Source organism: Rhizobium sp. USDA 3886 (genome assembly GCF_056279785.1).
On record NZ_JBWCDC010000003.1, the window covers coordinates 1,747,863 to 1,772,835 of the forward strand.

General features: G+C 60.7%; 23 protein-coding genes and 4 pseudogenes. 8 read left to right on the forward strand and 19 right to left on the reverse strand.

Annotated elements, in window-relative coordinates; all coding sequences use genetic code 11:
• Nucleotides 1-46: 46 nt before the first annotated feature.
• The 3 genes from ACZ9BX_RS31285 to ACZ9BX_RS31295 all read right to left on the reverse strand — a co-directional run bounded on the left by ACZ9BX_RS31285 (nt 47) and on the right by ACZ9BX_RS31295 (nt 1,606).
• Nucleotides 47-448: a type II toxin-antitoxin system VapC family toxin gene (locus tag ACZ9BX_RS31285; protein WP_476222143.1), complete on the reverse strand. Its 402-nt coding sequence runs from the start codon at nt 446-448 to the stop codon at nt 47-49.
• The gene (locus ACZ9BX_RS31290; protein ID WP_086998802.1) at nt 448-690 is read right to left on the reverse strand and encodes a type II toxin-antitoxin system VapB family antitoxin; all 243 of its coding nucleotides are present in this window, start codon (nt 688-690) and stop codon (nt 448-450) included. The genes ACZ9BX_RS31285 and ACZ9BX_RS31290 overlap by 1 nt, the downstream gene beginning before the upstream one ends.
• A gap of 331 nt (nt 691-1,021) precedes the next feature.
• Nucleotides 1,022-1,606, reverse strand: coding sequence for a TetR/AcrR family transcriptional regulator (locus ACZ9BX_RS31295; protein ID WP_027509531.1), 585 nt, complete (start codon nt 1,604-1,606; stop codon nt 1,022-1,024).
• Between the two features lie 86 nt (nt 1,607-1,692).
• Here ACZ9BX_RS31295 and ACZ9BX_RS31300 point away from each other — a divergent pair, with 86 nt between their 5' ends.
• Nucleotides 1,693-2,529, forward strand: a complete 837-nt coding sequence (locus ACZ9BX_RS31300) for a crotonase/enoyl-CoA hydratase family protein (RefSeq protein WP_476222144.1) — start codon at nt 1,693-1,695, stop codon at nt 2,527-2,529.
• Here ACZ9BX_RS31300 and ACZ9BX_RS31305 read toward each other — a convergent pair.
• The 11 genes and pseudogenes from ACZ9BX_RS31305 to ACZ9BX_RS31355 all read right to left on the reverse strand — a co-directional run bounded on the left by ACZ9BX_RS31305 (nt 2,469) and on the right by ACZ9BX_RS31355 (nt 11,922).
• Nucleotides 2,469-2,798, reverse strand: coding sequence for a hypothetical protein (locus ACZ9BX_RS31305; protein WP_476222145.1), 330 nt, complete (start codon nt 2,796-2,798; stop codon nt 2,469-2,471). The genes ACZ9BX_RS31300 and ACZ9BX_RS31305 overlap by 61 nt on opposite strands.
• A gap of 107 nt (nt 2,799-2,905) precedes the next feature.
• The gene (locus ACZ9BX_RS31310; RefSeq protein WP_086998793.1) at nt 2,906-3,565 is read right to left on the reverse strand and encodes a peroxiredoxin; all 660 of its coding nucleotides are present in this window, start codon (nt 3,563-3,565) and stop codon (nt 2,906-2,908) included.
• 104 nt (nt 3,566-3,669) lie between these two features.
• Nucleotides 3,670-4,259: pseudogene (locus ACZ9BX_RS31315) on the reverse strand (RBBP9/YdeN family alpha/beta hydrolase).
• Between the two features lie 111 nt (nt 4,260-4,370).
• Nucleotides 4,371-4,931 (reverse strand): FMN reductase, encoded by a 561-nt coding sequence (gene msuE / locus ACZ9BX_RS31320; protein ID WP_476223098.1) that lies wholly within the window; start codon nt 4,929-4,931, stop codon nt 4,371-4,373.
• A gap of 657 nt (nt 4,932-5,588) precedes the next feature.
• Nucleotides 5,589-5,732, reverse strand: a pseudogene (locus ACZ9BX_RS31325) (transposase); the annotation flags it as partial.
• A 45-nt stretch (nt 5,733-5,777) separates the two neighbouring features.
• Complete coding sequence (locus ACZ9BX_RS31330; RefSeq protein WP_476222146.1) at nt 5,778-6,668, reverse strand: dihydrodipicolinate synthase family protein; 891 nt, start codon at nt 6,666-6,668, stop codon at nt 5,778-5,780.
• Between the two features lie 25 nt (nt 6,669-6,693).
• Nucleotides 6,694-8,313 carry an ABC transporter ATP-binding protein gene (locus tag ACZ9BX_RS31335; RefSeq protein WP_476222147.1) on the reverse strand — a complete coding sequence of 540 codons (1,620 nt, stop codon included), beginning with the start codon at nt 8,311-8,313 and terminating at the stop codon, nt 6,694-6,696.
• Nucleotides 8,306-9,229 (reverse strand): ABC transporter permease, encoded by a 924-nt coding sequence (locus ACZ9BX_RS31340; protein WP_132568848.1) that lies wholly within the window; start codon nt 9,227-9,229, stop codon nt 8,306-8,308. Before ACZ9BX_RS31340 ends, ACZ9BX_RS31335 begins: the two co-directional genes overlap by 8 nt.
• 10 nt (nt 9,230-9,239) lie before the next feature.
• Nucleotides 9,240-10,154: an ABC transporter permease gene (locus ACZ9BX_RS31345; protein ID WP_086998778.1), complete on the reverse strand. Its 915-nt coding sequence runs from the start codon at nt 10,152-10,154 to the stop codon at nt 9,240-9,242.
• 86 nt (nt 10,155-10,240) lie between these two features.
• Nucleotides 10,241-11,746, reverse strand: a complete 1,506-nt coding sequence (locus ACZ9BX_RS31350; RefSeq protein ID WP_476222148.1) for an ABC transporter substrate-binding protein — start codon at nt 11,744-11,746, stop codon at nt 10,241-10,243.
• Nucleotides 11,743-11,922, reverse strand: coding sequence for a hypothetical protein (locus ACZ9BX_RS31355; RefSeq protein ID WP_086998772.1), 180 nt, complete (start codon nt 11,920-11,922; stop codon nt 11,743-11,745). Before ACZ9BX_RS31355 ends, ACZ9BX_RS31350 begins: the two co-directional genes overlap by 4 nt.
• 355 nt (nt 11,923-12,277) lie before the next feature.
• Between ACZ9BX_RS31355 and ACZ9BX_RS31360 the strand changes: the two genes are divergently transcribed.
• From ACZ9BX_RS31360 to ACZ9BX_RS31370, 3 genes are read left to right on the forward strand one after another with little or no spacing between them, the layout of a single operon-like run.
• Nucleotides 12,278-13,474, forward strand: a complete 1,197-nt coding sequence (locus ACZ9BX_RS31360) for a sialidase family protein (protein ID WP_132568850.1) — start codon at nt 12,278-12,280, stop codon at nt 13,472-13,474.
• Entirely contained in the window at nt 13,471-14,433 is a 963-nt protein-coding gene (pdxA, locus tag ACZ9BX_RS31365; RefSeq protein ID WP_132568851.1) for a 4-hydroxythreonine-4-phosphate dehydrogenase PdxA, read from the forward strand. The genes ACZ9BX_RS31360 and pdxA overlap by 4 nt, the downstream gene beginning before the upstream one ends.
• On the forward strand, nt 14,433-15,551 hold the full coding sequence (locus tag ACZ9BX_RS31370) for an iron-containing alcohol dehydrogenase (protein WP_476222149.1): 1,119 nt from the start codon (nt 14,433-14,435) through the stop codon (nt 15,549-15,551). Before pdxA ends, ACZ9BX_RS31370 begins: the two co-directional genes overlap by 1 nt.
• Nucleotides 15,552-15,665: 114 nt before the next feature.
• Here ACZ9BX_RS31370 and ACZ9BX_RS31375 read toward each other — a convergent pair whose 3' ends face one another.
• Both ACZ9BX_RS31375 and ACZ9BX_RS31380 read right to left on the reverse strand, forming a co-directional pair.
• Nucleotides 15,666-16,367: a FadR/GntR family transcriptional regulator gene (locus ACZ9BX_RS31375; RefSeq protein ID WP_086998762.1), complete on the reverse strand. Its 702-nt coding sequence runs from the start codon at nt 16,365-16,367 to the stop codon at nt 15,666-15,668.
• Between the two features lie 3 nt (nt 16,368-16,370).
• The gene (locus ACZ9BX_RS31380; protein WP_086998759.1) at nt 16,371-17,405 is read right to left on the reverse strand and encodes a four-carbon acid sugar kinase family protein; all 1,035 of its coding nucleotides are present in this window, start codon (nt 17,403-17,405) and stop codon (nt 16,371-16,373) included.
• 267 nt (nt 17,406-17,672) lie between these two features.
• On the opposite strand from ACZ9BX_RS31380, the pseudogene ACZ9BX_RS31385 reads away from it, so the two are divergent.
• A pseudogene (locus ACZ9BX_RS31385) lies at nt 17,673-17,891 on the forward strand (transposase); the annotation flags it as partial.
• A gap of 122 nt (nt 17,892-18,013) precedes the next feature.
• Here the strand turns inward: ACZ9BX_RS31385 and ACZ9BX_RS31390 are convergent.
• Together ACZ9BX_RS31390 and ACZ9BX_RS31395 are read right to left on the reverse strand one after the other, a co-directional pair.
• Nucleotides 18,014-19,345, reverse strand: coding sequence for a hemolysin family protein (locus tag ACZ9BX_RS31390; protein ID WP_476222150.1), 1,332 nt, complete (start codon nt 19,343-19,345; stop codon nt 18,014-18,016).
• 170 nt (nt 19,346-19,515) lie between these two features.
• Nucleotides 19,516-20,093, reverse strand: a pseudogene (locus ACZ9BX_RS31395) (FadR/GntR family transcriptional regulator); the annotation flags it as partial.
• Between the two features lie 136 nt (nt 20,094-20,229).
• Here ACZ9BX_RS31395 and nuoH point away from each other — a divergent pair.
• Genes nuoH through ACZ9BX_RS31410 form a run of 3 tightly spaced genes read left to right on the forward strand, consistent with a single transcriptional unit; the run spans nt 20,230 to nt 22,299 of the window.
• The gene (nuoH, locus tag ACZ9BX_RS31400) at nt 20,230-21,216 is read left to right on the forward strand and encodes an NADH-quinone oxidoreductase subunit NuoH (RefSeq protein ID WP_086998753.1); all 987 of its coding nucleotides are present in this window, start codon (nt 20,230-20,232) and stop codon (nt 21,214-21,216) included.
• A 30-nt stretch (nt 21,217-21,246) separates the two neighbouring features.
• The gene (locus ACZ9BX_RS31405; RefSeq protein WP_086999271.1) at nt 21,247-21,813 is read left to right on the forward strand and encodes an NADH-quinone oxidoreductase subunit I; all 567 of its coding nucleotides are present in this window, start codon (nt 21,247-21,249) and stop codon (nt 21,811-21,813) included.
• A gap of 45 nt (nt 21,814-21,858) precedes the next feature.
• Nucleotides 21,859-22,299 (forward strand): CBS domain-containing protein, encoded by a 441-nt coding sequence (locus ACZ9BX_RS31410; RefSeq protein WP_086998750.1) that lies wholly within the window; start codon nt 21,859-21,861, stop codon nt 22,297-22,299.
• Between the two features lie 68 nt (nt 22,300-22,367).
• Here ACZ9BX_RS31410 and nuoG read toward each other — a convergent pair whose 3' ends face one another.
• Entirely contained in the window at nt 22,368-24,944 is a 2,577-nt protein-coding gene (nuoG, locus tag ACZ9BX_RS31415) for an NADH-quinone oxidoreductase subunit NuoG (protein WP_476222151.1), read from the reverse strand.
• Nucleotides 24,945-24,973 lie beyond the last annotated feature (29 nt).

Sequence of the window (24,973 nt, forward strand, 5' to 3'; positions counted from 1 at the left end):
CATGATATCCATCATGTATGGATGCCCCCGATTATAGACGGGCGTGTCAGGGCACGGTGCGCGCATCTGTCTGTCTGAACTCATCGGCCGTAGCCAAAATGGGTACATCGAAGTATTTTGCGCAGGCATAGTGGAGGCAATCGCCAAGGTTGAGGCGGCGGCCCGAACGATAGCGATGCGCAGCGGAAAGAGCGAGACGGGTCGTTTCGCTCGCGGGCGGAAGATCGCGGACTTCGATCCCGCGTTCGTCGAGGAACTCGATTACGATGGGCTCTACCTCTGCCACGACGAGACCGAACTTGTCGGGGCGGGCGAGGCCGAGCACCGCCTCCATCACTGCGACCGGGGACGTGAAAGCGTCCTTCGCGGCCACAATAGCATCAGAAACACGCTCCGCCTCCGGCTCGTCGGAGAAGAGCGCGATGATGGCGCAGGCATCGACGAACATCAGTTTTCCCACATTTTGTCAAAAGCCTCGCGCGAAAGCGGTTTTCTCGCCGAAGAGCCGAGCGTAACCCCGTGCTTTTCGCGGAGCCGGGCGGCGGTCTGAAGCGGAGTCTCGACTTTCCGCCGGCGTTCGATCGCCTCTTTCATGGCGATGACGATCGCGTCGGTGATACTGACGCCGGCCATATGCGCGAACTTCCGCGTAAGCGTGTCCGCTTCGGGATTGTTGACGTTGATTGGCATGGACCCTCCATGTAGGTAAACTGAAAATAAATGTAGATTATCTTATCTACATTCACAATGACAGAGGTGCTGAACTGGGGTTCCGGAAATCGGACCGGCGTTTTTAGCGGAAGTTAAGTCACGGATTGCTTCCGATCCGTATTCCGGCCCCTGAACATTAAAAGGGAACCGATATACGGTAGAAAGTTCAAATCATGAACAGCCCGACGTGCTTCCGCGCGGGAGGGCGGAACTTTACTCTTCGACTCCCATCGGAACGAGCAAAGAGCGGAAGTTCACTCGATCCTGCGTGATGCCGGTTTTCGCCCCGACGGCGGTCTAGAAAGTCCGACTACTTGTCTGCGCTCGCGGTACGGATCAGCGACCGGGCCGCTTCCCCCGCGGCTTCGATGTATGCCGGATCGCGATGTAACAGAACGAGGGCGAACGAGCCATCCAGCAAGAGGACGATCTGTCGGGCAAGTTGCGGCGCTCCTGTCCCGATTCCTGCCGCCTCAAGAATGACCCGTAGCCAGTCCTCGACTTTCTTCTTGTGGGCAGTCCCGATTTTCATCGCGGGATGGCCGGGCATGTTGGCGAGTTCCGCCGCGGTACGCAGGAAACCGCAGCCTTTCCATTTCGGGTGGCGGGCCGAGCGGGCAAGATTGCGAAAGATGCCTTCCACCTTGTCTGCCGGTTCACCCTCGGTTTCCGCGAACCAGCGTTTGAACAAAGCGAGATTGGGCTGGTCGCGCGCTTCGAGATAGGCCCCTATGAGGTCGTCCTTGCTCGCGAAATGATAGTAGAGGGTACGCTTCGTGACGCCCGCCTTCTCGGCCACCGCATCGACGCTGACGCTTCTGATGCCCTCGTTGTAGAACAGCTTGGCTGCCGCCGAGATAATGCGTTCGCGCGTCGGGATCGTATCTGAGGCCATGCAATCGTGTATACCGACTAGTGAATATACACAAGCGTCGGCTGGTGACATGTTCAGCGGGTTCAGCATGCCGGAAAGGAAACCGAATGACCGACACTGTTCTGATCGAGAGCCGCGATGGAGTGGCCACCCTCACGCTCAATCGCCCCGAAAAACTCAACGCGCTCAACTACGCCCTGATCGACCGACTGCTCGCGATCCTCGACGCCATAGAAATTGACGACTCGGTTCGTGCAGTCATCCTGACCGGCGCGGGCGAGCGTGCGTTCTCGGCAGGCGGCGATATCCACGAATTCTCCGAAAGCGTGGCGCGCGGCGGCGATGCCGCCATGCGCGATTTCGTCACCCGCGGGCAGCGACTGACGGCGAGACTGGAAGCGTTCCGCAAACCCGTCATCGCGGCTGTCAACGGCCTTGCCTTTGGCGGAGGCTGCGAGATCACCGAGGCTGTCCCGCTCGCCATCGCCAGCGAACGTGCCCTGTTCGCCAAACCCGAGATCAATCTCGGAATGCCGCCGACCTTTGGCGGAACGCAGCGCCTGCCGAGGTTGGCCGGACGCAAGCGCGCGCTCGAATTGCTGTTGACGGGCGACACGTTCTCGCCGCAGCGCGCCCTCGAACTTGGTCTGGTCAACCAGGTGGTCCCGCATGACGACCTGAGGCTTGCGGCGCATGAGCTCGCACGACGCATCATGCGTCATTCCCCGTTGGCAGCCGCGAGTATTCTGACGGCGGTAACGCGCGGTATCAACCTGAGTATTGCGGAGGGGCTATTGGTCGAGGGCGAACAATTCGCCCGTATGGCACCAACCGCCGATCTGCGCGAGGGGCTTGATGCCTGGATTGCGCGACGCAAGCCGAACTATCCCTGTTCGTGGTCTGCGGCGGCTTCGGCCGTAAGGCGGAAGCCGATTTCACCGTAGACGCCGTGTCCCCGCCCAAGGAAGTGGAAGGCCGTCCAGTCAAGATGATCTGGCGCCGCGAAGACGACGTTCAGCACTGCAAGTTTCGGCCGCTCGAGGCACAGCAGGTGCGGGTTCTCCTTGATGCCGCTGGCGATATCGTCGGTTGGCGGCGCCGGGTCGTGGTGGACTCCATTTTCGCCCACACTCTTCCGGAAGTATTCGAAGAGGATGGCGGGGCGGGCTGACGAATGTCGCTGGCCGAGAGGAACGGTGGCGCATCTCACCATTCATTAGAGGCGCCAAACTTCAATTGCGGTGGCTCTATGGGGCCCCTCCCTTGAGCCCCATCCAGCCGTCCGAACATCAATTGCGGCTTGAGCGTGACCTCTTGCGATTAGCCGGCCGGCTGCCTCGTCTTTCTCAGGTATGGAAGGACGGTGTCAAAGGAGCCGAAGCGCGTAATCGCATCTTCGTTCGAAACAGCGGCCGTTATGATCACATCTTCGCCCAGCTGCCAGTTTGCCGGCGTCGCCACCTGGTGCTTGGCCGTCAACTGAATGGAGTCGATGGCGCGCAAGATTTCGTTGAAGTTGCGGCCCGTCGTCATCGGATAAGTGAGGATGAGCTTGATCTTCTTATCGGGGCCGATGATGAAGACGGAACGCACGGTGGCATTGTCGGCCGGCGTGCGACCTTCGGAGCTCTCGCCTGCGCCAGCCGGCAGCATGTCGTAGAGCTTGGCAACATTGAGATCCTTATCGCCGATCAGCGGATAGCCGACATCGAATCCGGTGGCCGTCTTAATATCGTTCTTCCACTTGCCGTGGCTTTCGACCGGATCGACGGATATGCCGATGATCTTGACGCCACGTTTGCTGAATTCCTGCTCGAGTCCGGCCATTGCGCCGAGTTCTGTCGTGCAGACCGGCGTGAAGTTTTTCGGATGCGAGAACAGCACCGCCCAGCCGTCGCCGATCCACTCATGGAAACGGATCGGTCCCTGCGTCGTCTCGGCGGAGAAATCTGGTGCAATATCGTTGATACGAAGGCTCATGGGTCGGTTCCTCTATCGTTGGATTTCGGTTTGAATTCTATTTCCCGCTAGCGATATACGCTCATCGTCACCGACGGCAAGCGGCTTGAATCCGGTTGGACGCTTCAAACATTGGTGACCAGTAGTGTAGGTTCAACCTTCCGCCGATGGCGGCAGCGGCTCTTCAAAGTCGCAAGCAGACCGTATCCGCTCGGCCAGCGCCCGAAACCGCTTGCAACATTGATGTGTCCGCCCAATCCGATGTTCCTGAGGTCAGATTTCCAGAGGCGCGCAAACATCGTCAACTGGTCAAGGCTCATGTAACTATCGTTGAGACTGCCGACGACTATGCTTGGAAAGGGCAGCGCCTTGGTCGGCATCGTGCCGAAGTGCAGGTGGCCGGGATGGAGCGCTTCGGTCGATGGCAGATCGCATGGTGCAACAAGAAGAGCACCCTTGACACGCTGAGCCGATAGCCGTCCTGCCAGCCGGGCGGCCAAAACGCAACCGAGACTATAGGAATCGTCCTCCTCGGCTAGCGCCTCCTCAAGTCTGAGCATCCAGTCGTGCAAACGGGGCCCCTATCCCAATCCTCCTGTTCGACGAGGCGGCTGTCGGGATGCTCCTTCAGCCAATAGTGCTGCCAGTGCGTCTCGCCTGATCCAAAGAGGCCGGGGAGCCGGGGAGAATGAGTATCCTGCTCATCACGATACACCCCTTCGCAAGTCACAACTCGAAATTCCGCGCCAATATTTCGCGGCTGGGCGCAGGCTTGTCTGCATCGGATGCATCCCGTATCCGGTAAAAGATATCAAGCCGCTGAACGCTATTCGGCGGCCGCGAGAATCGGATTGGCTACGGGAAAGAAAGCCGCAAGTTCGCTCACAACCTCGCTAATCCTCTTTGAGAGAGGCTCCGACGAGATCTTGTAATCGGCAAAATCGCGATCCGATGCGTATAAGGCTGTCGGCAGAGTGTGGGACATGAAGAACCCGAAGAGTGGTCGCAATTGATGCTCGACCATCAGAGCATGCCGGTCGCCGCCGCCGGTTGCCGTGATGATGATCGGCTTTGCGCGCAATTCGTGGGGATCAATAAGGTCGATCAAATGCTTGAAGAGACCCGGATAGGACCCTTTGTACGTCGGCGAACCGATGACGAGCACGTCAGCGCTGACGATCGCATCGATGACGCCCTTCGCCTGATCGTCCAGATCCTTTCGCCGTAGCGAAGGGCCGAGCGATGGGCCGACATCGTGCAGATCATATATGGTACGGTCGAAGCCATATCTTTGCGCCGCACGATCCGCAACGTCTTGAACGAGCGCGTAAGTCTTCGAAGGGCGGTTGAAGCTGCCGGCAATCCCAACCAGTCGCAGAGCGGCCATCTGTTTTCCTTTCCAATTCGAATGGTGAAACAGACTATTGTCTATAAACTTAATAGATAAAAGAAATGAGTATTTCCGGTCGCGGGCAATCGGGAAATTTCTTTCTGGCTGGAGTCTGGAACGTGGGAGACGGGAAACCTCAATACCGATGACCATTCCGACATGGCCAAGTCCCACCTCGGCGACGAGCCGTTGAAAGCCGAGTCTGTCGAGCGCCGATGCCCCTGATCGACCCAGATCATCGTCGATGACCACAATTTGCTCTCGCCGCCAACCGAGCCGACAGGCCCTGTCTGCCAAAGCATATTGTAACCGCGTCGATTCCCGGTTGTGCTCAACCTCCCGGACCGTCGATTGCCCGACGTAAACAATGGCCTGGCGATCATTATTACGGGCCTGGATCTTCTCCAGTAGGTCGAATTCGAGAGGGCTCGGTTCCGCGTTCATCTCTAGCCTCCCGATCTGCCGTCAAATGCCGCTGTATCAGCGTGTTTAGCACCCTCACCAGGCGCCGGCGTCGTTCCTGCGGCAGGTCCGTCCATCGGATGTGTGCACGTTTCTGATTCATCTCGTGTCATCTATCGGGCCAGCAATATCAACGCGCTATGGCCGACATGAGGTGTCAACGGAAGCTCACCTTCAGAGGTTCCCGCCTTATGCGTTTTCGATGGGGTTGAGGTCAGGACTATAAGGCGGGAGGAACAAGAGCCATGCCCCTTTCGCCCTGACCAATTCTTCGGCTCTTTCGCTTTTGTGAAAGCCCGACGCGTCGGTGGCCATACCACTGAGTTCGTCCAGCACTTCCGGAGGCTGTCGATCTGCTTTTCACCTCAGCGCGATCCAACCTTACTCGGTTTTAGAGAGGTTGTACCGGCGCAGGATTGCCGCAATTTGGGCGTCCTGTTCCTTGTTCGGCAACAGCGCGGGCTGGCGGCTGGCGCCGACAGAGGCATCCTGCAAATAAAGGGCGCGCTTGACCATCGCCGGCGCGAAGCCGAGCGCGTAGAGGTCCGTCCGGAAAGCGGCGAAGGTCGCCTGCTGACGTTCAGCTTCGGCAATGTCGCCCGAATTGACAGCCTTCAGAATGCCGGCGAGCACGTGAGGCATGGCGTTGCCAAGGCCAGAAATGCAGCCCGCAGCGCCGTTCTGCAGCGCCCAGAGCACCAGGTTGTCCGGCCCCGAATAGACCTCAAAGCCGCCGATGCCCTTGGCGACGGCGAGATAGGCTTCCAGCGTTTCCTTGGCACCGCCGGAATCCTTGATGCCGGCAATGTTGCCGTGGCCGGCCAGCACGCGGGCGGTCTCCGGCTCGATGTGGTTCTGCGTTCGGGCCGGAATGTCGTAGAGATAGACCGGGGTTTTCACCGCATCGGCGACGGTCGAGAAATGGCGAATGAGGCCGTCCTGCGTGCAGGCAATGAAGAAGGGTGTGATGACGGCGATGCCGTCAACGCCAATGCGATCGAATTCGCGCGCCAATTTCACCGTTTCGAAGGTCGCCGGCATGCCGGCATTGACGATCACCTTGACGCGGCCGCCAACCTCATCGACCACTTCTTCCGTCAGGTGCACCTTCTCCTCGAAGGTGAGCGCGGAAAAATCGCCGTTGGTGCCGGCGCACATGATGCTGTTGCCGGCCTTGACCTGACGGCGGACCTGGGCGCGGGTCGCCTGGTAGTTAATGGTCTCGTCCTCGTTGAAGCAGGTCACGAGGGCCACAAAGGCTTGTTTGGTCATGGGAATGTTCCTCTGAATGGAGCGCTCAGAAGGCGCGTTCAAGGCGGGCGGCGCGATGGGCGGCCTGCACGTCGGGATCGGGGTCGAGGCCAGCGGCGAGAAGGGCGCGTGTATAGTCCTGCCGCGGCGTGTCGAAGACCTCGCGCACAGTGCCGACTTCGACGACGTTGCCCTTCTGCATGACCATGACATGGTCGGCGAAATCGCGCACCACCGGCAGGTCGTGGGCGATGAAGATGAAGGCTATGCCCATCTCCTTGCGCAGTTTGTCGAGCAGCGCGATGACCTGCGCCTGCACCGAGACGTCGAGCGCCGACACGGCCTCGTCGCAGATAATGAGCTGCGGCTCGAGCGCTAGCGCCCGGGCAATGGCGATGCGCTGGCGCTGACCGCCGGAGAATTGATGCGGATACCGCCCCATATGTTCGGGACCGAGGCCAACCTGTACCAGCAGTTCGGCCACGCGCGCCCGCCATTTCGCCTTGGGCAGGATCTCCGGATGGATGATCCAGGCCTCGGAAATCAGCTGATAGACGGTCATCCGCGGGTTGAGCGACTGCGTCGGATCCTGGAAGACCATCTGCAAATCACGGCGCAGCTTGTAGAGCTCGGCCGGAGACATCGTGAAAAGATCGCGGCCCTTCCAATGCGCGCTGCCGCTGTTGGGCTCGTCGAGACGCAGGAGGATGCGAGCGAGCGTGGACTTCCCCGAGCCACTCTCGCCGACGATGGCCATTGTCTCTCCGGGCATCAGGTCAAAGGAAACGCCCTTGAGCGCATCGAATGAGCCATAGCGCTTGTGGACGTTGCGAACGACGAGAACAGGTTCGGCACGGGAGACCGGTTTGTGCATCTCGCCCTTGCCGGGCGCCGCGGCGATGAGCTTCTTCGTATAGGGATGCTGCGGGTTCTTGTAGACGTCGCGGACCGTGCCGGTCTCGACCAGCACGCCCTTTTCCATCACCACGACCCGATCGGCGATCTCGGCGACGACTCCGAGATCGTGAGTGATGATGAGCACGGCCATGCCGGTCTCTTCCTGCAACTCCTTGAGCAGGGCGAGAACTTCCGCCTGCACGGTCACATCGAGTGCCGTTGTCGGCTCGTCTGCAATCAGGAGGTCGGGCCGAAGCGCCAGCGCCATGGCGATCATGACGCGCTGGCGCTGGCCGCCGGAGAATTCATGCGGATACTTGTCGAGCGAGTGCTCGGGGTCCGGAATGCCGACACGCGTCATAAGTCGCAGGGCTTCGGCCCGAGCCTTGGCGGAGCTGGTTCCATGCGTGGTCAGCGCTTCGCGGACCTGCCAGCCGACGGTGTAGACCGGGTTGAGATGGCTCAGCGGATCCTGGAAGATCATCGCGATGCGGCGCCCGTTTACCTCGCGCCGCTGATGCGCCGGCATTTTCAGAAGGTCGACGCCGTCGAGCAGGATCTCCCCGGAGCTGATACGGCCGGGCGGCATGTCGATGAGGTTCATGATCGCCGATGACGAGACCGACTTACCGGACCCGCTCTCGCCGAGGATCGCCAGCGTCTCGCCGCGGTCGAGGTGGTAGGAGATGTCACGAACCGCCTTCACCACGCCCATCGCTGTGTGGAACTCGACCGAGAGATTGCGGACTTCGAGGAGATGGTCAGCCATTCTTGCGACCCTTCATTTCGAGGCGCCAGCGCTGCACCGGGTCAAGCGCGATGCGCAGCCAGTTCGACAGGAGGTTCAGCGACATGGTGGTGAGAATGATGGCAAGGCCCGGCCAGAAGGACAACCACCACGCATTGGTAAGGTATTGCCGCCCCTGCGAGATCATCAGGCCCCAGGTGATTTCCGGCGGTTGGATGCCGATGCCGAGGAAGGAGAGCGCACTTTCGGCGAGCATCACATACGCGAAATCGAGCGTGGCGAGCGTTGTCAGCGTCGGCAGCACTACCGGCAAAATGTGCCGGAAGAGGATGCGCTTCGAGGACGCCCCCATCACATAGGCGGCCTGCACGAACATGCGCTCACGGATTTCCAGCACTTCCGCCCTCGTGGTCCGGAGATAGACCGGAATGCGGGTGACCGACAGCACTAGCATCAGGTTCAGGATCGACGAGCCAAGAATATAGAGCACGATTACGGCGATCAGCAGAGACGGGAAGGACATGATGACGTCGGCAAGCCGCATGATCACCTGATTGACCCGCTGCGAGGAGAAGCCCGCAATGAGCCCAAGCACCGTGCCGACGACAGCGGAGAGAACAACGGCCCCTGCCGCCACCATTATCGTGTTCTGCGTGGCGACGACAATGCGGGCAAGCAGCGGTCGGCCGAGCGCATCCGCGCCCATCCACCAGACCCAGCCGCGTTCCCAATCGAAGGGCGCAGCATTGCGGCCGCGAAGGTTCTGCCTGGTCGCAAGATCGCCGAGCCAGCTCGGCCCGACGACAGCCAGGACAATAATGAATAGCACGAAGATCGCCGCACACAGCGCGAACTTGTCGGCAAGCAGCATATGGAACATGCGTTTTGCAAAATGCGGTTCTTCGGTGATGGCGGCATCGATGGTCTGTAAGGTCATGAAGCGTTCCTCAGTGCCGGATTCGGGGATCGAGTAGCGCATAGGCAAGGTCAATCAACAGATTCATGAGGAAGATCGCCAGCGCGGTGACGAGGATGGCGGCTAGGACGACATTGAAATCGCGCTGCAAAATGGAATCGATCATCAGTTTGCCGACGCCCGGAAAGCCGAAAATGGTTTCGACGATAACGGCACCGTTCAGCAGGCTCGCCGCCTGGTCGCCGATCACGGTGATGACCGGCAGCATGGCGTTTCGCAACGCATGAACGAAGATGATCGGCCCGGATTTAACGCCCTTGGCGCGTGCCGTCTTCACATAGGCTGACGACAGCGCGCCGATCATCGAGCCGCGCACGACCTGCACGATGATGCCGAAGGGCCGGATGAACAGCACCGAGATCGGCATGATCCAGTGCAGGAGGGAGCCCGTGCCGGAGGTCGGCAGCCAGGCGAGGTTGACGGAAAAGACGACGATCGCGACCACGGCCAGCCAGAAATCGGGGACGGATGCACCGATGAGCGAAATAACCGAGGATAGCCTGTCGAAGAATCCACCGGCGCGGAAGGCGGCCAGCGAACCGACGACAATGGCCGCACCCGTGACCAGCGACATCGTGATGACGGCAAGCCAGAGGGTCCAGACAAAGGCCTCCAGCACGACACCGAGCGCCGGACGGGCCTTTCGCAGGGATTCGCCGAAATCGCCAGTCACGACGTCGCCGACATAACGCATGAACTGCGTCAGCAGGGGATCGTTCAACCCATGCAGTTCGCGGAACTGCTGCTTCATCTCCGCGGACGCTTCGACCGGAAGGAACAACGCGGCCGGATCCCCCGTCAAGCGCGAGAGAAAGAAGACCATGACGATCAGTCCGACAAGTGAGATCAGACTGGCCACGGCGCGTTTTCGAATGAATCTCAACATGGCGCCCTCGGAGGAATTGGGCGGCGGATCATCCGCCGCCTTGATTGCTGTCGTGGCTGGCAAACATGGCGTTCGCCAGGACAAGTTCACTTGATCTTGATCTTGATCTCCGAAAGCTGAAGCGTCGAGTTGGTCGCCATGGTGGGCTTGAAATCCAGACGTTCGGAGACGCGCGAGAAGCCGACCATGTGGAAGAGCAGGACGTCGGCGACGACGTCGTCGTGTACATAAGCGATCACCTCCGACCAGAGCTTCGCGCGTTCTTCGCCGACGGCGGCCGAAGCGCGCTTGATCAGGTCGTCGACCTTGGGATCGGAGAAGCCGGACTGCGTGCCTTCGGTCGCATACTTGAAGAACATCGAGAACGAGGGGTCGCCCTTCGAGTTGTCGTGCATGGCGGCGACGAGCTGCGGACCACGGCCTTCCTTAAACGGCTTGGAATAGTATTGCTCGTGCTCGGCGACCTCGACGAACTTCAGCTCGACCTTGAAGCCGACGTCCTGCAGCTGTGCCTGGATGGCTTCCATGATCTCGGTGACGTTCGGGAAGTTGGCCGAGCGGGCGATGATGGTGATCGGCGTGTCGACCTTGACGCCGGCGGCCTTGGCTTCCTCGAGCAGCTTCTTTGCACCTTCAGGATCAAAGGGGAAATTCTTCACATCGGGGTTCCAGCCGAGCGTCGGCGGCGGCACGATTGCGGTCGCCAACAGCGCGCCTTCCGGAACGAGCGTGCCGATAAAGGCCTGGCGATCGACCGCCATGTTGAGGGCCCGGCGAACCCGGACGTCATTCAGCGGCTCGATATTGTGGTCGATGCGCAGATAGACGGTTTCGCTGTCGAGATAGGAGAAATCGGTCGCCGCATTGGTTGCATCGAGCTGTGAGATCGACGGCGATAGGTCCGCCTCGCCGGTCTGCACCATGGCGGCACGAACGGACGGATCAGCACGGAAAAGGTAGGTCGCTTCGGTCACCTCAGGCTTCGAGCCCCAGTAGTCATCGCGCCCCGTCAGCACGATCTGCTGGCCCGGTGTCCAGTTGGACAGCTTGTAGGGTCCGGTGCCGACCGGCTCGCGCACGAATTCCAGCTGCGTTTCCTCCGGCACGATGGTGACGAGGGACATCAGGAGCGGCAGGATCGGCTGAACCGGATCGGCCTTGAAATCGATCGTGTGGTCGTCGACCACGGTCGGCGTGACCGTCATTCCGCCGAAGTAGCGGCGCGATTCACAGGCGTTCTTGTCGCTCATGATACGGTCGAAGCTGTGCTTGACATCCTTGGCGTCGAAGGCCGTGCCGTCGGAGAACTTGACGCCCTGGCGCAGATGGAAGCGCCAGCTTCCGTCGGCGCTCTGCTCCCATTTTTCGGCCAGGCGGGGCATCACGCCCTTGTCGCCGCGCAAATCCAGCTCGGTCAGCGTTTCGCTGACGTTCTGCATGATGACGCGGCCGATGTTGGAGCGAGTAGCCATGCAAGGTTCGAGCAGGTCCGCCTCTTCCGGCAGCACGATCTTGATCGGGCCGGACCCGGCAAAAGCCGGCGATAGAGCGGCGCCCAGCATGAGGGTACCCCAGATAAGCATTTTTTTCACGACGTTTCCTCCCTTGTGAAATCTTGTTCAGCCAAAGTAGCTTTTCCGGATCGCGCGGCGATCAACGCCGCGCAATAAATGAGCCCGCCAACGGCGACGAGCGGCAGGCGCAGAAAATCGACAGGCGCGGCGACCGTTGCGGGAGCCAGCGCAAAGGCATAGGTCATGATGCCCATGCAGACTCCGTTGACTCCCCGAAGCGCCAGGAGACCCCTCTCCCTCGCCCCGGGCGTCGTCGGCCAGCGCCAACCGCCAAGGCGACAGCCATCGTAGCCTCCCAGGAGCCGACACTTGCGGCATGAAAGTCCTCCTCTCCGGCATTTTCTCGCCGGCTACAGAGACCATCTCTTTTCCGAGCAAGTTTGTCAAATTGTTTTGCGATGTAAATTGACATGTTACAATGAAGCAAAAATAACGTTGATTTATCACTTACTTAATGATGATCTCATCGGAGGCGCCAGCTGGACGTTACATTATTAAACTTGACAACTTAGAAAAATGAACGATTTTCGACGTCAGTAGGAGGATCAGATGAACCCCGAGAAAATAGCCCGCGGCATGAACGGCCTGCTCAAGCCCGCGTCGCACGGACGCGTGGAAGCACTATTGCCTTCGCCTATGATCCAGAATCATGCGGCGTTTTTGCACCTGCTTTCCGATGGCGCTCTCGCCTGCGCATGGTTCGGCGGCACACTTGAGGGAAAGTCGGATATCTCGATCTTTGCCTCCGTGCTGACGACGGACGCCACCGCCTGGGGGCCGCCCCAGCGCCTAAGCTTCGACCCGTCACACTCGGAGCAGAATCCGGTATTGTTCACGGCCCCCGATGGCAAGCTCTGGCTTTTCCATACTTCTCAGCCGTCCGGCAACCAGGACGAGTGCCGGATCCGCATGGCCGAAGTCCTGCGCGATGCATCCGATCCGCTGAAGCTGACGACCTCTGATGGCCGATATCTGGACCTACCGCGCGGCTGCTTCGTCCGCGCGCCGTTGGTCGTGCGTGACGATGGAGCCTGGCTCTTGCCGATCTTCCGCTGCGTCCAGCGTCCCGGCCAGAAATGGAACGGCAGCCACGATACGGCCGCCGTCGGTGTTTCGCTGGACCAAGGCAGGACATGGCAGCTGGAAGACCTCGACCAGTCCACAGGTTGCGTTCACATGTCACCCGTTCCGCTGGGCGAACGGCGCGTCGCCGCATTTTTCCGACGCCGGCAGGCGGACTTCGTCTACAGGACAGACAGTACCGATGGTGGACGCAGTTGGTCGGCTCCCCGGGCCACCGACGTGCCCAACAACAATTCTTCGATCGCTGCGATACGCCTTGCCGACGGACGGGTTGCTCTGTTCTGCAATCCAGTAAACGCCGCCCAGTCGGCCGACCGACGCGCCTCGCTCTACGACGAGCTTGGCGAGGACGATAGCCGCCCTGACGCGGACCCCACCGGCGGCTGCGCCCCGATCTGGGGCGTACCGCGTGGGCCGGTCGCTCTCTGCCTGTCGGACGATGGCGGCAAGACCTTCCCCAGCCACCTGGTGATCGAAAATGGTCCGGGAACGTGCCTCTCCAACGACTCGACTGATGGCCGCAACAAGGAAATGTCCTATCCCTGGCTTCTCGAAGGGCCGGACGGTACGCTGCATCTCGTCTACACCTATCATCGGCGCGCAATCAAATATGTCCGCTTGGCCCCCGGCTGGGACAGTGCCGCCGCACGGAGTTCTTCATGAGCAATATCATTGGCATAACCATGGGCGACCCCTGCGGCGTCGGCCCGGAAATCTCGGTCCGCGCGCTTGCTGGCATGTCCCCCGAAGAGCGTGATACGACCCGCATCTACGGCAACCTCTTGACGCTCGAGGCGGCCCGAGCGGCTCTCGGCCTCAATGTAGATCTCGCCGCGCATGTCGTGGACCTGCCCATTGACGGCGCGCCGCTGGCCTGGGGACAGTTGAGCCCCGTCGCCGGCGACGCCGCATTCCGCTTCATCGAGAATGCGGTTCGCGATGCGGAGGCGGGTGTCATCGGCTGCATCGTCACCGCACCGATCAACAAGGAAGCGCTGAACCTTGCAGGCCACCATTATGATGGCCACACCGGCATGCTGCGCAGCCTGACGGGCGCCACGGCGGCGTACATGCTGCTGGCGTCCGAGCGGCTGAAGGTCATTCACGTCTCGACCCATGTGTCGCTGCAGGAGGCGATCCAGCGTGCGACGACCGAGCGGGTGCTTGCCACCATCCGCGCCGGCAATGCGCATCTGAAGCGCATTGGCTATGCCGCACCCAAAATCGCCGTCGCCGGCATTAATCCTCATTGTGGCGAGAACGGCCTGTTTGGCACCGAAGACGACGACCAGATCGCGCCGGCGGTACAGGCTGCGCGGGCGGAAGGCATCGACGTTCATGGTCCGATCTCGGCTGACACGGTCTTCTATCGCGCCTATTCCGGCGTTTTCGATCTCGTCGTCGCGCAGTACCACGATCAGGGGCATATCCCGATCAAGCTTGTTGCCTTCGACACAGCCGTGAACGTCTCGGTGGACCTGCCGATCGATCGCACCTCCGTCGACCACGGCACGGCCTTCGATATCGCCGGGAAGGGTATCGCCAATCACAGCAACTTGAACTCCGCCATCGCCTACGCCCGCAGGCTTGTGGCGGACGCGGCAAAACGAGGATCACGCTGATGACCATTGCTCCCATAACCCTTCATCAACCTCGCCGCCTGACCGTCGGCGCCGGCTCAATTGCGGAAGTCGGCACCTGGGCGGCTGATGCCCGATCGGTGCTGGTCATCGCGACACCCATCACGGCAGGTTTCGTCGACCGCCTGAAGCTCTCCAGTCACGTCACCGTGTTCGACGCCATCCCCGGCGAGCCGGATACGGGGACGCTCGACGCCGCGCGTGACGTTGCGCGGCACAGCAAGCCGGACCTGATCGTCGGCCTTGGCGGGGGCTCTGTCCTCGATGTCGCCAAGCTTGTGGCGGTGCTGTGGGATGGCGAGCAGACGCTTGCCGATGTCGCCGGGCCGAACCGCGTCGCCGGCCGCCGCACGCGCCTCGCCCAAGTGGCCACCACGGCTGGAACAGGCTCGGAAGCCGGCATTCGCTCACTCATCACCGATCCCGGCAAGGGCAACAAGATCGCGGTGGAGAGCCCGCACATGATCGCCGATTTCGCCGTGCTCGACCCGGAACTGACCTATTCCGTGCCGCCTGCCGTGACGGCGGCCACCGGCGTGGATGCCATGGCGCACTGTGTCGAAGCCTTCACCAATCGCCGCGCGCATCCAATGATCGACGACTTCGCCCGCATGGGCTTCCGCCTCATTGGCAAATATCTGGCACGCGCGGTTAAAAACGGTGCCGATACCCAGGCGCGCCAAGGTCTGATGCTTGCCTCCTACTACGGCGGCATATGCCTCGGGCCGGTGAACACCGCGGCCGGCCACGCCATCGCCTATCCGCTTGGTACGCGACTTCGCCTGCCGCATGGCCTGGCGAATGCTATCATCTTCCCGCATGTCCTGGCCTTCAACCAGTCGGTTGCAGCGGGCAAGACGGCCGAAGTCGCAGAAGCGCTCGGGCTCGACGCAGGCCTCTCCAAGGCGGACTTACTCAGCGCCGCCTCCGATTTCTGCAACGGTCTCGGTATCGAGATGTCGCTTGCCGCTCATGGCGCGAAGGCGGACGACCTGCCGCTTTACGCCAGCGAAGCGCATGCGATCCGTCGTCTGATGGACAACAATCCGATCGATATGAGTGTCGAGGATGTTCTCGGCGTCTACAGGGCAGCCTTCTAAAACGCGTCGCCGAACATTGTGCCGCGGGCCGCGCGACATACCTAAAATCGAGACTTGAAGGCGGCGATTCCCTGTCGAACCCCCTGCCTGAAGCCAGGGTTTTCCAAGGGGGAACTACTTTGTCGCCAGAAAGAGACGTTCGCGGGACCCGGTGAGATGCGCATGCATGAATTGTTTTGCCTTTGCGGCGTCACGTGCGGCGATGGCTTCAGCGATCGCCTCGTGTTCGGCAAAAACCCGCATCAGGCCGGCGGCTTCGCGTTTAACCGAGGCGCCGTGAAACTTCATGCCGACGGCGATGTGATCCTTGAGCGCTTCCATGGCAGTGTAGAAGTAACTGTTCCCGGCGGCGCGCGCGATCGCGAGATGAAACTGGAAGTCCGCATCTTCTCGGTGGGATTGGCGGTTAGTGGCATCCCGCATGAGTTCAAGTGCCTGAAAAATGGCAGCGAGGTTTGTAGCGTCGTGACGATCCGCCGCCGCTGCCGCTGCCGCTGGCTCCACGGCCAACCGGAACTCGTAGCAGTTTAGAAGATCGGCGACATTTTCCAACTGTCCGAAACCGAGCGGCTCGCGCATGCCAACGGCGCGAACGAAGCTGCCGGCACCACGGCGCGAATAGATGAACCCCTGCTCGCGAAGACGTCCAAGGGCTTCCCGAATGATCGGGCGGGAGACCTCGAACTCGATTGCAAGATCGTGTTCTGTCGGCAGACGTTCGTCGGGCTTATATGCACCGGACTTGATTGCCCGGTGCATGCGCTCGAATACTAGATCGCCAAGACTCCTGCGTGCTGTTCCGCTCTCCAATCCCATCTGTCATCCCATATTGCGAAGCATTATGCCCGCGATCTCTTTCAACGTATCCGGATGCCCAAATCCTCCGGATTTTGCAATGATGCAATGTCCATGGGCGTGAGCCAAGCCCAGGCCGGGCATGCATTCCCCAAGCAGACGGAAACGCGTTATGCCCATTCTTTCGAGCACGGCCTCCGCCGTCGCGCCGCCGGCAAAGAGCAATGTCGAGGCTTTGTTCGTTAAATCTGGAAACACACTTTCGGCGAGGAAACGCGACACATCATGAGAGCCGACGACGCCCTCTCCTGGCACGGCCTGGACAAGGGTGATCACACTGCCATCGGACCGGTCTCCTCCCCCGGCAAGGTGGCCGTTGGGCGCGGGCAGGTAGCGAAGGGCGAAAGCCGCACGAAGCGCATCGATCTGGGCAAGGGTGATCGGATCGCGGGAGCCGATGACAAACAGCGCCTTGCCACTTGGTATCTCAGCAGTCCGCGCGGTTGCATTGCCGCTCAGGCGTTCGGCAAGCGCTTCGGCCAAGCCCCGCGCTCCGATCAGAAGATCGAAGCCAGAGCTCTCCGACTGATCGAGCCAGGCATGCATCTCGCTCTGGCTGGACATATCGGGGATCGTGGCACAAGCAACGTGGTGTCCGAGCTTTTCGGCAATGGAAATTGGCGTGTCCACCCCGAAGCCCGTCACACAGCCATCCTTCACGACGCGCCCGAATGCAGGGATCGCTGGCGCCGCGAGAGCTGCCCGAAAGGACATGGCATCGAGCTCGGCCGCGATATGCCCCTTGAGACGCGAGTCTACCTTCTTGAAGAGCCGCGTTCCCGCCGGCAGCGCGGCAAGTGCCATCTCCACTTGCCGCCGCGCCGCCGGAGCGCTGATCTCGCGTGAGCCTAGATTGATCGACAGGACATCCGGCGCCTCGCAGAGAGCCTTGCCAATGGCTCCGGTCGCCAGAGCCACTTCCACATGCATCCCCCGCGTCGCGAACGGCGCGGCACTATCCACCGCGCCCGTCAGATCATCGGCAAGAATCGCCAGCATTGCACATCCCAAATTGTTGTAATCTTAATAGCGCTATTCTCTATTGAAATGTCAATGATATCTGATGCGGCATTACAAATATCCGAGCAGTTGCGAGCGGGACATCATCCCTTTTTAACACCTTCCTCCATGACTTGGTGTCCACCGCTTTTCAGACCGTGCAAAAGCTCTGGGGAAGATTCCAACGGCAAGCGAACTGTAGTATTTTTCCGCATGGCACATTTATCTGGCTCAGATCGCTCGCAACTACTGCCTCTTCCTTGATGATATGTCGGATCAGACAACCCGGTCCGCCTCACAGAGGCTTTTGTGGATAGCATCGATCTTGTCGCTGCTGTGTTTTCCCGGGTGATGGCAAAAGGGACCGGACGCCCCGGCTACGATCCGGCCGATCTGCTTAAACTTTATCTCTACGGATACTTAAATCGGGTTCGTTCGAGCCGAAAGCTGGAAGCTCGACGATCAGCGTCGCCCGATAGCCCTTAAGAACTAGAACACCGCGAAGAAGGCGACGACCAGCACGATCACCACGACGATCGGCAGGCGGTTGAGCCGGCGGATACCGGCTTCGGCTTCCTGGTTTGCAGCGCTGCCTAGCTATAGCTACCCTAAACGTCCGCTCCTTCCGTCGAGCTTCGCGTCGCCAAGATCTTGTCGATGCGCATGCCGTCCATATCGATAACCTCGAACCGCCATCCGTCGAACTCGAAAACCTCACCGGTTTCCGGGATGTGCTGGAGCTGATGAAGGGCAAAGCCCGCGAGCGTATGGAAATCCGCGTCCGGTCTGTCACGCAGACCTAGTCTTTCGAAGGCGTCGAAGGCAGGCATCATTGCATCGACGAGCAGCGAGCCGTCCTCGCGAACGACGATGGCCGGCTCCTCGTCGGACCCCGGCAGTTCCCCGGCGATTGCCTCGAGCAAGTCCGTCTGCGTGACAATCCCCTCCAAGCTGCCATATTCGTCGATGACGATAGCGAGGTGGACCGGTGATGCCTTGAAGCTACTGAGCACGCGGACGACCGAGGTTCCTTCATGAAGCACCAGCGGCTGCTTGATGACATCCATCGGCCGGATCTTGCCGCCGTCCAGAACCTGATCGAGCAGATCCTTCTTGAGAACCATGCCGATCGGCTCGTCGATTGAGCCGCGAGCGACGAGAAGCTGTTCGTGCCTGCACTCCCTAATCGTCTTTAAGATTTCCGCCTCGCTGTCGTCGGCGTCGAACCACTCGACATCGAGACGCGGGGTCATGACGTCGGAGATCGGCCTCTCGCCGATATTGAGCACGCGCTCGACGAGCTGTTGCTGCACCTGGTTGAGAAGTCCCGCCTCCTGGCTCTCGGCCACCAACAGCTTCAACTCCTGCGGAGAATGGAAGGAAGATTCCCCCGTTCCGGCCTGAAGACCGAAAGTACGAAGCACGAAGTTGCCCATGCCATTGAGAACGAAGATTGCCGGTTTGAAGACGATCAGAAAAAAGCCGAGCGGCCGGACCACAGCCAACGACGTTCCTTCGCTCCGCTGCAGAGCGAGACTCTTCGGCGCCAGTTCGCCAAGGACGATATGAAGCGCCGTTATAATGATGAACGCGATGGCGACGGCTATGGCATGGGAACCCCTCGCCGCCCATTCACCGGGCAACCATGCCAATAGAGGCTCGATCAGATGCGCCAATGCCGGTTCGCCGACCCAGCCGAGGGCGAGCGAAGAGATCGTTATGCCGAGCTGTGTGGCTGCAAGGTTCGCATCAAGATTATCCACGGCACGCTGAAGCGCCGAAGCGTTCATCCGGCCCGCTGCCGCGAGTTCGGCCACCCGGCTACGTCTGACGGAAACCAATGCGAATTCGGCGGCCACGAAGAAACCGTTGGCGCCCACGAGAAGAAACACGGCAAGAATCCCGACATAATCGAGAATACTGCCATCCTGGCCCGTCATGAGTTGATCGTCCCTAATTGTTGAAGGAAACAGCATCGTAGCATGCGCAAGCGCGGACGGGCACACGGCAACAGCGCCTGTATCGTCTTTTCTGAGAGGAAATGCACAATCTCAGCCGCGATCTTCGGAAAGCGGCAGCGGCGGGAACTCTATTGCGCGACAGCTGATATCTAAAAGGAGAGGTCGAGAGCCCAGCCCTCGAAAAGGCGGTCTCGCGATCCTTCGAGATGGGCTCGCATCAGGTCCCGGGCATCATCCGCCCGGCCTTCGGCAATCGCCTTGTAGATTTCTTCGTGCTCCTGAAACACTTTCTGGAGGCCTTGCCGGGGGGCGAGAAGCGACAGCCCGTGCAAAGCATACCGACCGCGATATGCGGTTTGAGGGCATCCATCGACGCCGTGTAATAGTGATTGTTCGCAGCCTCGGTAACGGCCCGATGAAACAGGAAATCGGCGTCCGTTCGATGCAGCAGGTGGTTTGTCGCCTCGCGAAGATCCGCAAGCGCCGTTGCGATCTTCTCAAGCGCCGAACCGTCGCGGCGCTTGGCGGCAAAGTAGGCCGCGGCGGGCTCAATCGTCAGGCGGAAGTCGTAGCAGCGCTGAATGTCAGCGAGCGTTTTGACAGGCGAGTAGGCCAGTTGCGTCGCCGGTGAACCGTGAGCGCTGACGAAGGTTCCTGCGCCCTGCCGGGCATAGACCATGCCCTGGTCGCGCAAGCGCGCAAGCGCATCGCGGACGATCGGTCGCGATCGGCGTTGATTTCCGCTTTGCAAGTGGCGCGTCGCCGCTGTACCGTATCAAGCTGACAAGTGCGCAAAGTGCTCAGTGCATAACCGGGCAAAGTCCGGTCGCACGTTTCAACCGATGAATAAGTAGCCGCGGATCATGGAACTTATCGTCGCCCTCGGCCTGATCGTCTTCAAGGTCGCGTTTCTAATCGCGATCCTGCTGCTGCTGCCTTTGCCGCTGACCTGGCTGGAACGCAAAATCGCCGGGCACATCCAGCAGCGGATGGGGCCGATGCGCGTGGGGTGGCACGGGTTGCTGCAGCCGGTGGCGGACGGAATCAAGCTCTTAACGAAAGAGGACCACATCCCGGCTGAGGCCGACCGCTTTCTGTTCAAGCTGGCCCCAATCCTGGCACTCGTCCCACCCTTTGTGGTGTTCGTCGCGATCCCCTTCGGCGAAACCGTATCGGTGCTCGGTGCCGAGATCTCGCTCTACGTCTCCGACATGAATGTGGCGCTGCTTTTCGTCTTCGCGGTGATTGGGATCGAGGTCTATGGCGTCATCTTCGGCGGCTGGGCCGCTAACAGTAAATACGCTGTCTTGGGCAGCCTCAGGACCTGCGCGCAGATGATCAGCTACGAGATCCCGATGGGGTTCGCGGTCATCGGCGTCGTCATGCTGGCGCAATCCATGAGCCTGCTCGAGATCGTGCGGGCACAGGCCGATGTCTGGAACATCGTTTACCAACCGATCGGCTTCTTCGTGTTCTTCGTCGCCGGACTGGCCGAAGCCCAGCGCATTCCCTTCGACCTTTCGGAAGCCGAAGGTGATCTGGGGGCCGGATTCCATACCGAATACAGCGGTATCCGCTTTGCGTTTTTCATGATCAGCGAATATGCCATCGTGTTGCTGGTGTCTGTCCTGGTGGTGATCCTGTTCTTCGGCGGCTGGAACGGCGTACTGATCCCCTTGCCACCGCTCCTCTGGTTTGTGCTCAAGGTCTCGTTCTTCGTCTATTTGTTTATCTGGTTCCGCTTCACTTTCCCCCGCTACCGCTACGACCAACTGATGGCGATCGGATGGAAAGTCTTGCTTCCTTTGTCGATGGCGAACATAATCATAACCGGAATTGCTTTCTTTTAGGGGCCGCAACGGCTCCGGAGCGGGGCGATGATGTCGCGCGCGCAAGACAGAATTGGAACATGGATTGGCTGGGTGTTCTTCGCCGATCTGGCGAGAGCTTTGGGCCTGACCTTCGGCTACATGTTCTCCAAATCCGTCACCATGCAGTATCCGGACAAGGAAAAATGGCTGCCCTACTCGCGCCACCGCGGGCATCACTTCCTGAAGCGCGACGAAGAGGGCGAGATCAAATGTGTGGCTTGCGAACTCTGCGCCCGGATTTGTCCCTGCGACTGCATTGAAGTCGTCCCCTACGAGGATGAGAAGGGCAACCGTCGCCCGGCAAAATTCGAGATCGACACGGCCCGCTGCCTATTCTGCGGGCTGTGCGAGGACGCCTGCCCGGCGGACGCGATCGCGCTTGGCCAGCAGTACGAATTCTCGAGCTTTTCCTCGGGTGATTTGGTGATCGGGCGCGACGATCTGCTCGCCAAGCCGGGCAAGGCGACAACCGGCGGCGGCGTGATTGCCGCGCGCCTCAATACGAAGAGGGACGTGCTCGTCGAGACGAAAGAGACGCAGGGCTACAACTGGTGGCGGAATATCCGGCGAACGTGAACGCGCGCCAGCTGTCAAACCGAAGCGCTCAGACAGGAGGCTCAGATGTTTGTCGGCGAAATCATGAAGAACAAGGGTGTCGGGGTCATTTCGGTCACTCCCGATCAGACGATGGTGGAAATCCTGAGGCTGTTTCGCGACAACAATATCGGCTTCGTCGTCGTCAGCCAATCGAACAGCGAATACCTGGGTACGCTGTCAGAGCGCGATTGCTGCAATGCGGTAGCCGAATACGGGGCCGAGGCGGCAAGGATGCGAGCCGCGGACATCATGAACCGCAATGTGGCGATCTGTTCGACACGGGATTTGCTGCCCGTCGCGATGGGAATCATGACCCGGCGGCGGACGCGTCATGTGCTGGTCATGGATGGAGACGACGTTGTCGGCGTGGTCAGCATCGGCGATGTGGTTAAACACAGGCTCGACGAAGCGGAGCGCACCGAGCAGGATCTGCAGGATTACATCTGCGGAACCAGGTATCACTGACATGGCCAGCTCGATGTGACGACGCTGGGCCAGGGCAGCTTGCCGGGGGCCATGCGGTCCCCCGATCGTCAGACCCCACGCCAGATCCGTTTTGTGCGATCGACCAGAAGGTTGGGATGCACCTTCTCGACCTCCACCGGGCATGGGTATTCACCCCGCCGCATCAAGCTGTTGAGACGCAAGCCCCTGTAGTTTTCCGGCACGAAGACAAGGCCCTTGGGAAACTGTCTGCTGACCTTGAGTTGCGCCGTCAGTTCGCCTCGGGCAGAACGCACAACCACTTGATCGCCATCCGAAAGGCAAAGCTGTGCGGCATCCCGCGCGCTCATCTCGACATAGGGGTCGTTGGCGACCGTATTCAGGACCTCCGAGCGTTCGGAAAGATATCCGTTGTGGAACAGGCAGTTGCCGGTGATCAGCATGAGCCCATCTGATTCTGTCGGGGCAGGCGGCGGCGCGGAGAACTCGCCAGGCCGTGGCGTCGGCACCACCTTGGTGAATGCGCCATCGGCGCCAAGCCCCTCCTGCGTCAGCCCCGCGTAGGGCGGAAGCAGCCAGGTAATCTCTCCGAATATTTCGCCTTCTGTCGATGATGGCAGCGCTTGGTTGCGGAGCGCCGCGACGAAGGCGAAGATCGCCAGATTGCCTCGCGTCTCGAAGACGGGTTCGCGGAATTTGCGGACTTTCTGGATCCGGCCCTCGTTGTTGGTGAACGTGCCGGATTCCTCGCCGTAGCCCGCCGCGGGCAGGACCACCTCGGCCAAGCCCGCCGTATCCGTGAGGAAGGTGTCCTGCACGATCAGGAGATCGGCCGCACGAAGCGCCCGCGTCACGAAATCCCTGTCGGGATAGGCGATCAGCGGGTCGGTCCCGGCGATGTAGAGCGCACCCATCCGCCCGCCGACGCACAGCTCCAGCATGGCGTCGAGATCCACGCCGGGTTCAGACGGGATTTCAGCGCCCCAGTTCCGTGCAAGAGCTGTGCGTGCCGCGTCATCGGCGACCGCCTGCAGTCCCGGCAGAACCCCCGGCAGAACCCCCATATCCCAGGCGCCCATCTGGTTGGCACGGTCGAAGAGAAACTGCATCGCTGGGCCCTTGCCGAGCAGGCGAAGAACCTGCAGCAGGTTGTTGATCTGCTGCAGCGTCGCGCGTGCTGCGGGTGATCTCAGGAGTTCGACGCAGACAAGCACGGTGACGCTTCGGCCTTCCATGAGCGCGTTGGCCAGACGGTCCGCACCATGACTGTCGGCTGCTCTCGGCCAGCAGGTTGCCGCTCGGATGTCCGCAAGAACCTCGACGGGCAGGGCCTGACCGGCCGCTGCCACGAGACCGGCCACCACCGAAGCAAGGCTCGCCGCTTCTCCGCCCGGCGGCACGCGAACCACAACCCGCGCATCAGCATCCAGACGGGATGGCCGCGTCGCGAGCATGAGCAATTCTGTCTGTTTCCGTCGCGCGCCGTCCCGCAGCAGGTATTCGGTGACCGGGTTCTCCTCCGTTACGTTGCCGCCGACGACGAGCACGCAGTCGTTGGCGATCACGTCGTCCAGCGGTGCGCGGCTGTAAAAGTCAGCGACCAGTGGACCGAGCGCATCGAAGGGCGTGAACCAGCGCGACGAGCAGTCGATGTTGTTGGTCCGGAACACTGTCCGCATCAGCTTCTGGAACTGATAGAGTACCTCGTTGGGCAGGCGCGGTGAGGCCAGCCCGCCAGCCGCCTTGTCCTCGACGGCCGACAGCCGCCGGCGCAGATAGTCCCCTGCTTCGTCCCAGGACACCGGAACCAGGGCGCCATTGCGACGGATCATCGGCCGCTTGATCCGGTCGCTGCTAGAAACGAAATCGAGGCCGAAGCGTCCCCGCACGCAGAGCGTTTCGCGGTTGAGCCCCTCGTCCCACTTCGAACGCACCCGCATGAACTCGCCCTTGCGCGTGCCCACGGTAAGCTGGCAACCGGTTCCGCAATGCGGGCAGACCGTGTCGGTCTCGACAAGGTCCCAGGGCCGCGCCTTGTAGCGGTAGGGGAAGCTCATCAGCGCGCCGACCGGACAGACCTCGACGCAATTGCCGCACTGGTCACAACTCGCAAGACTACCCTCGAAGCCCGTGACGGCCGTATCCATGCCTTTTTCGACGGTGCCGAGCGCGACCGCGCCGACCACCTCCTCACACATCCGGACGCAGCGCTGGCACTGGATGCAGCGGTTGACGTTCATGATGATGACCGGGCTGAGGCGGATGTCCTGGGAATGGAACACACGCTTGGGATCGTGGAACTCGCTTTTGCGGGGGCCATATGCCATCACCATGTCCTGAAGCTCGCATTCGCCGCCCTTGTCGCAGATCGGGCAGTCGAGGGGGTGGTTGGCAAGCAGCATGTCGAGCATGGAAGACCGCGTTTCCTCGATCAGCGGCGTGTCCGTCCGCACGACCATGCCATCGGTGATCGCGGTGGCACAGGAAGGCTGCAACCGCCGCATGCCCTCGATCTCCACCAGGCACATGCGGCACGATGCCAGTGGCGGCAGCCGCTTCAGATAGCAGAAGGTCGGGATATCGATGCCCAAACGCTCTGCGGCTTGCAGCACCGTCGAGCCGACCTCAACTTCCAGCGTTTGTCCGTCGATCGTAAAGCTAACCATAGTTCCTCGCAGTCCTGTCGCAGCGCGCT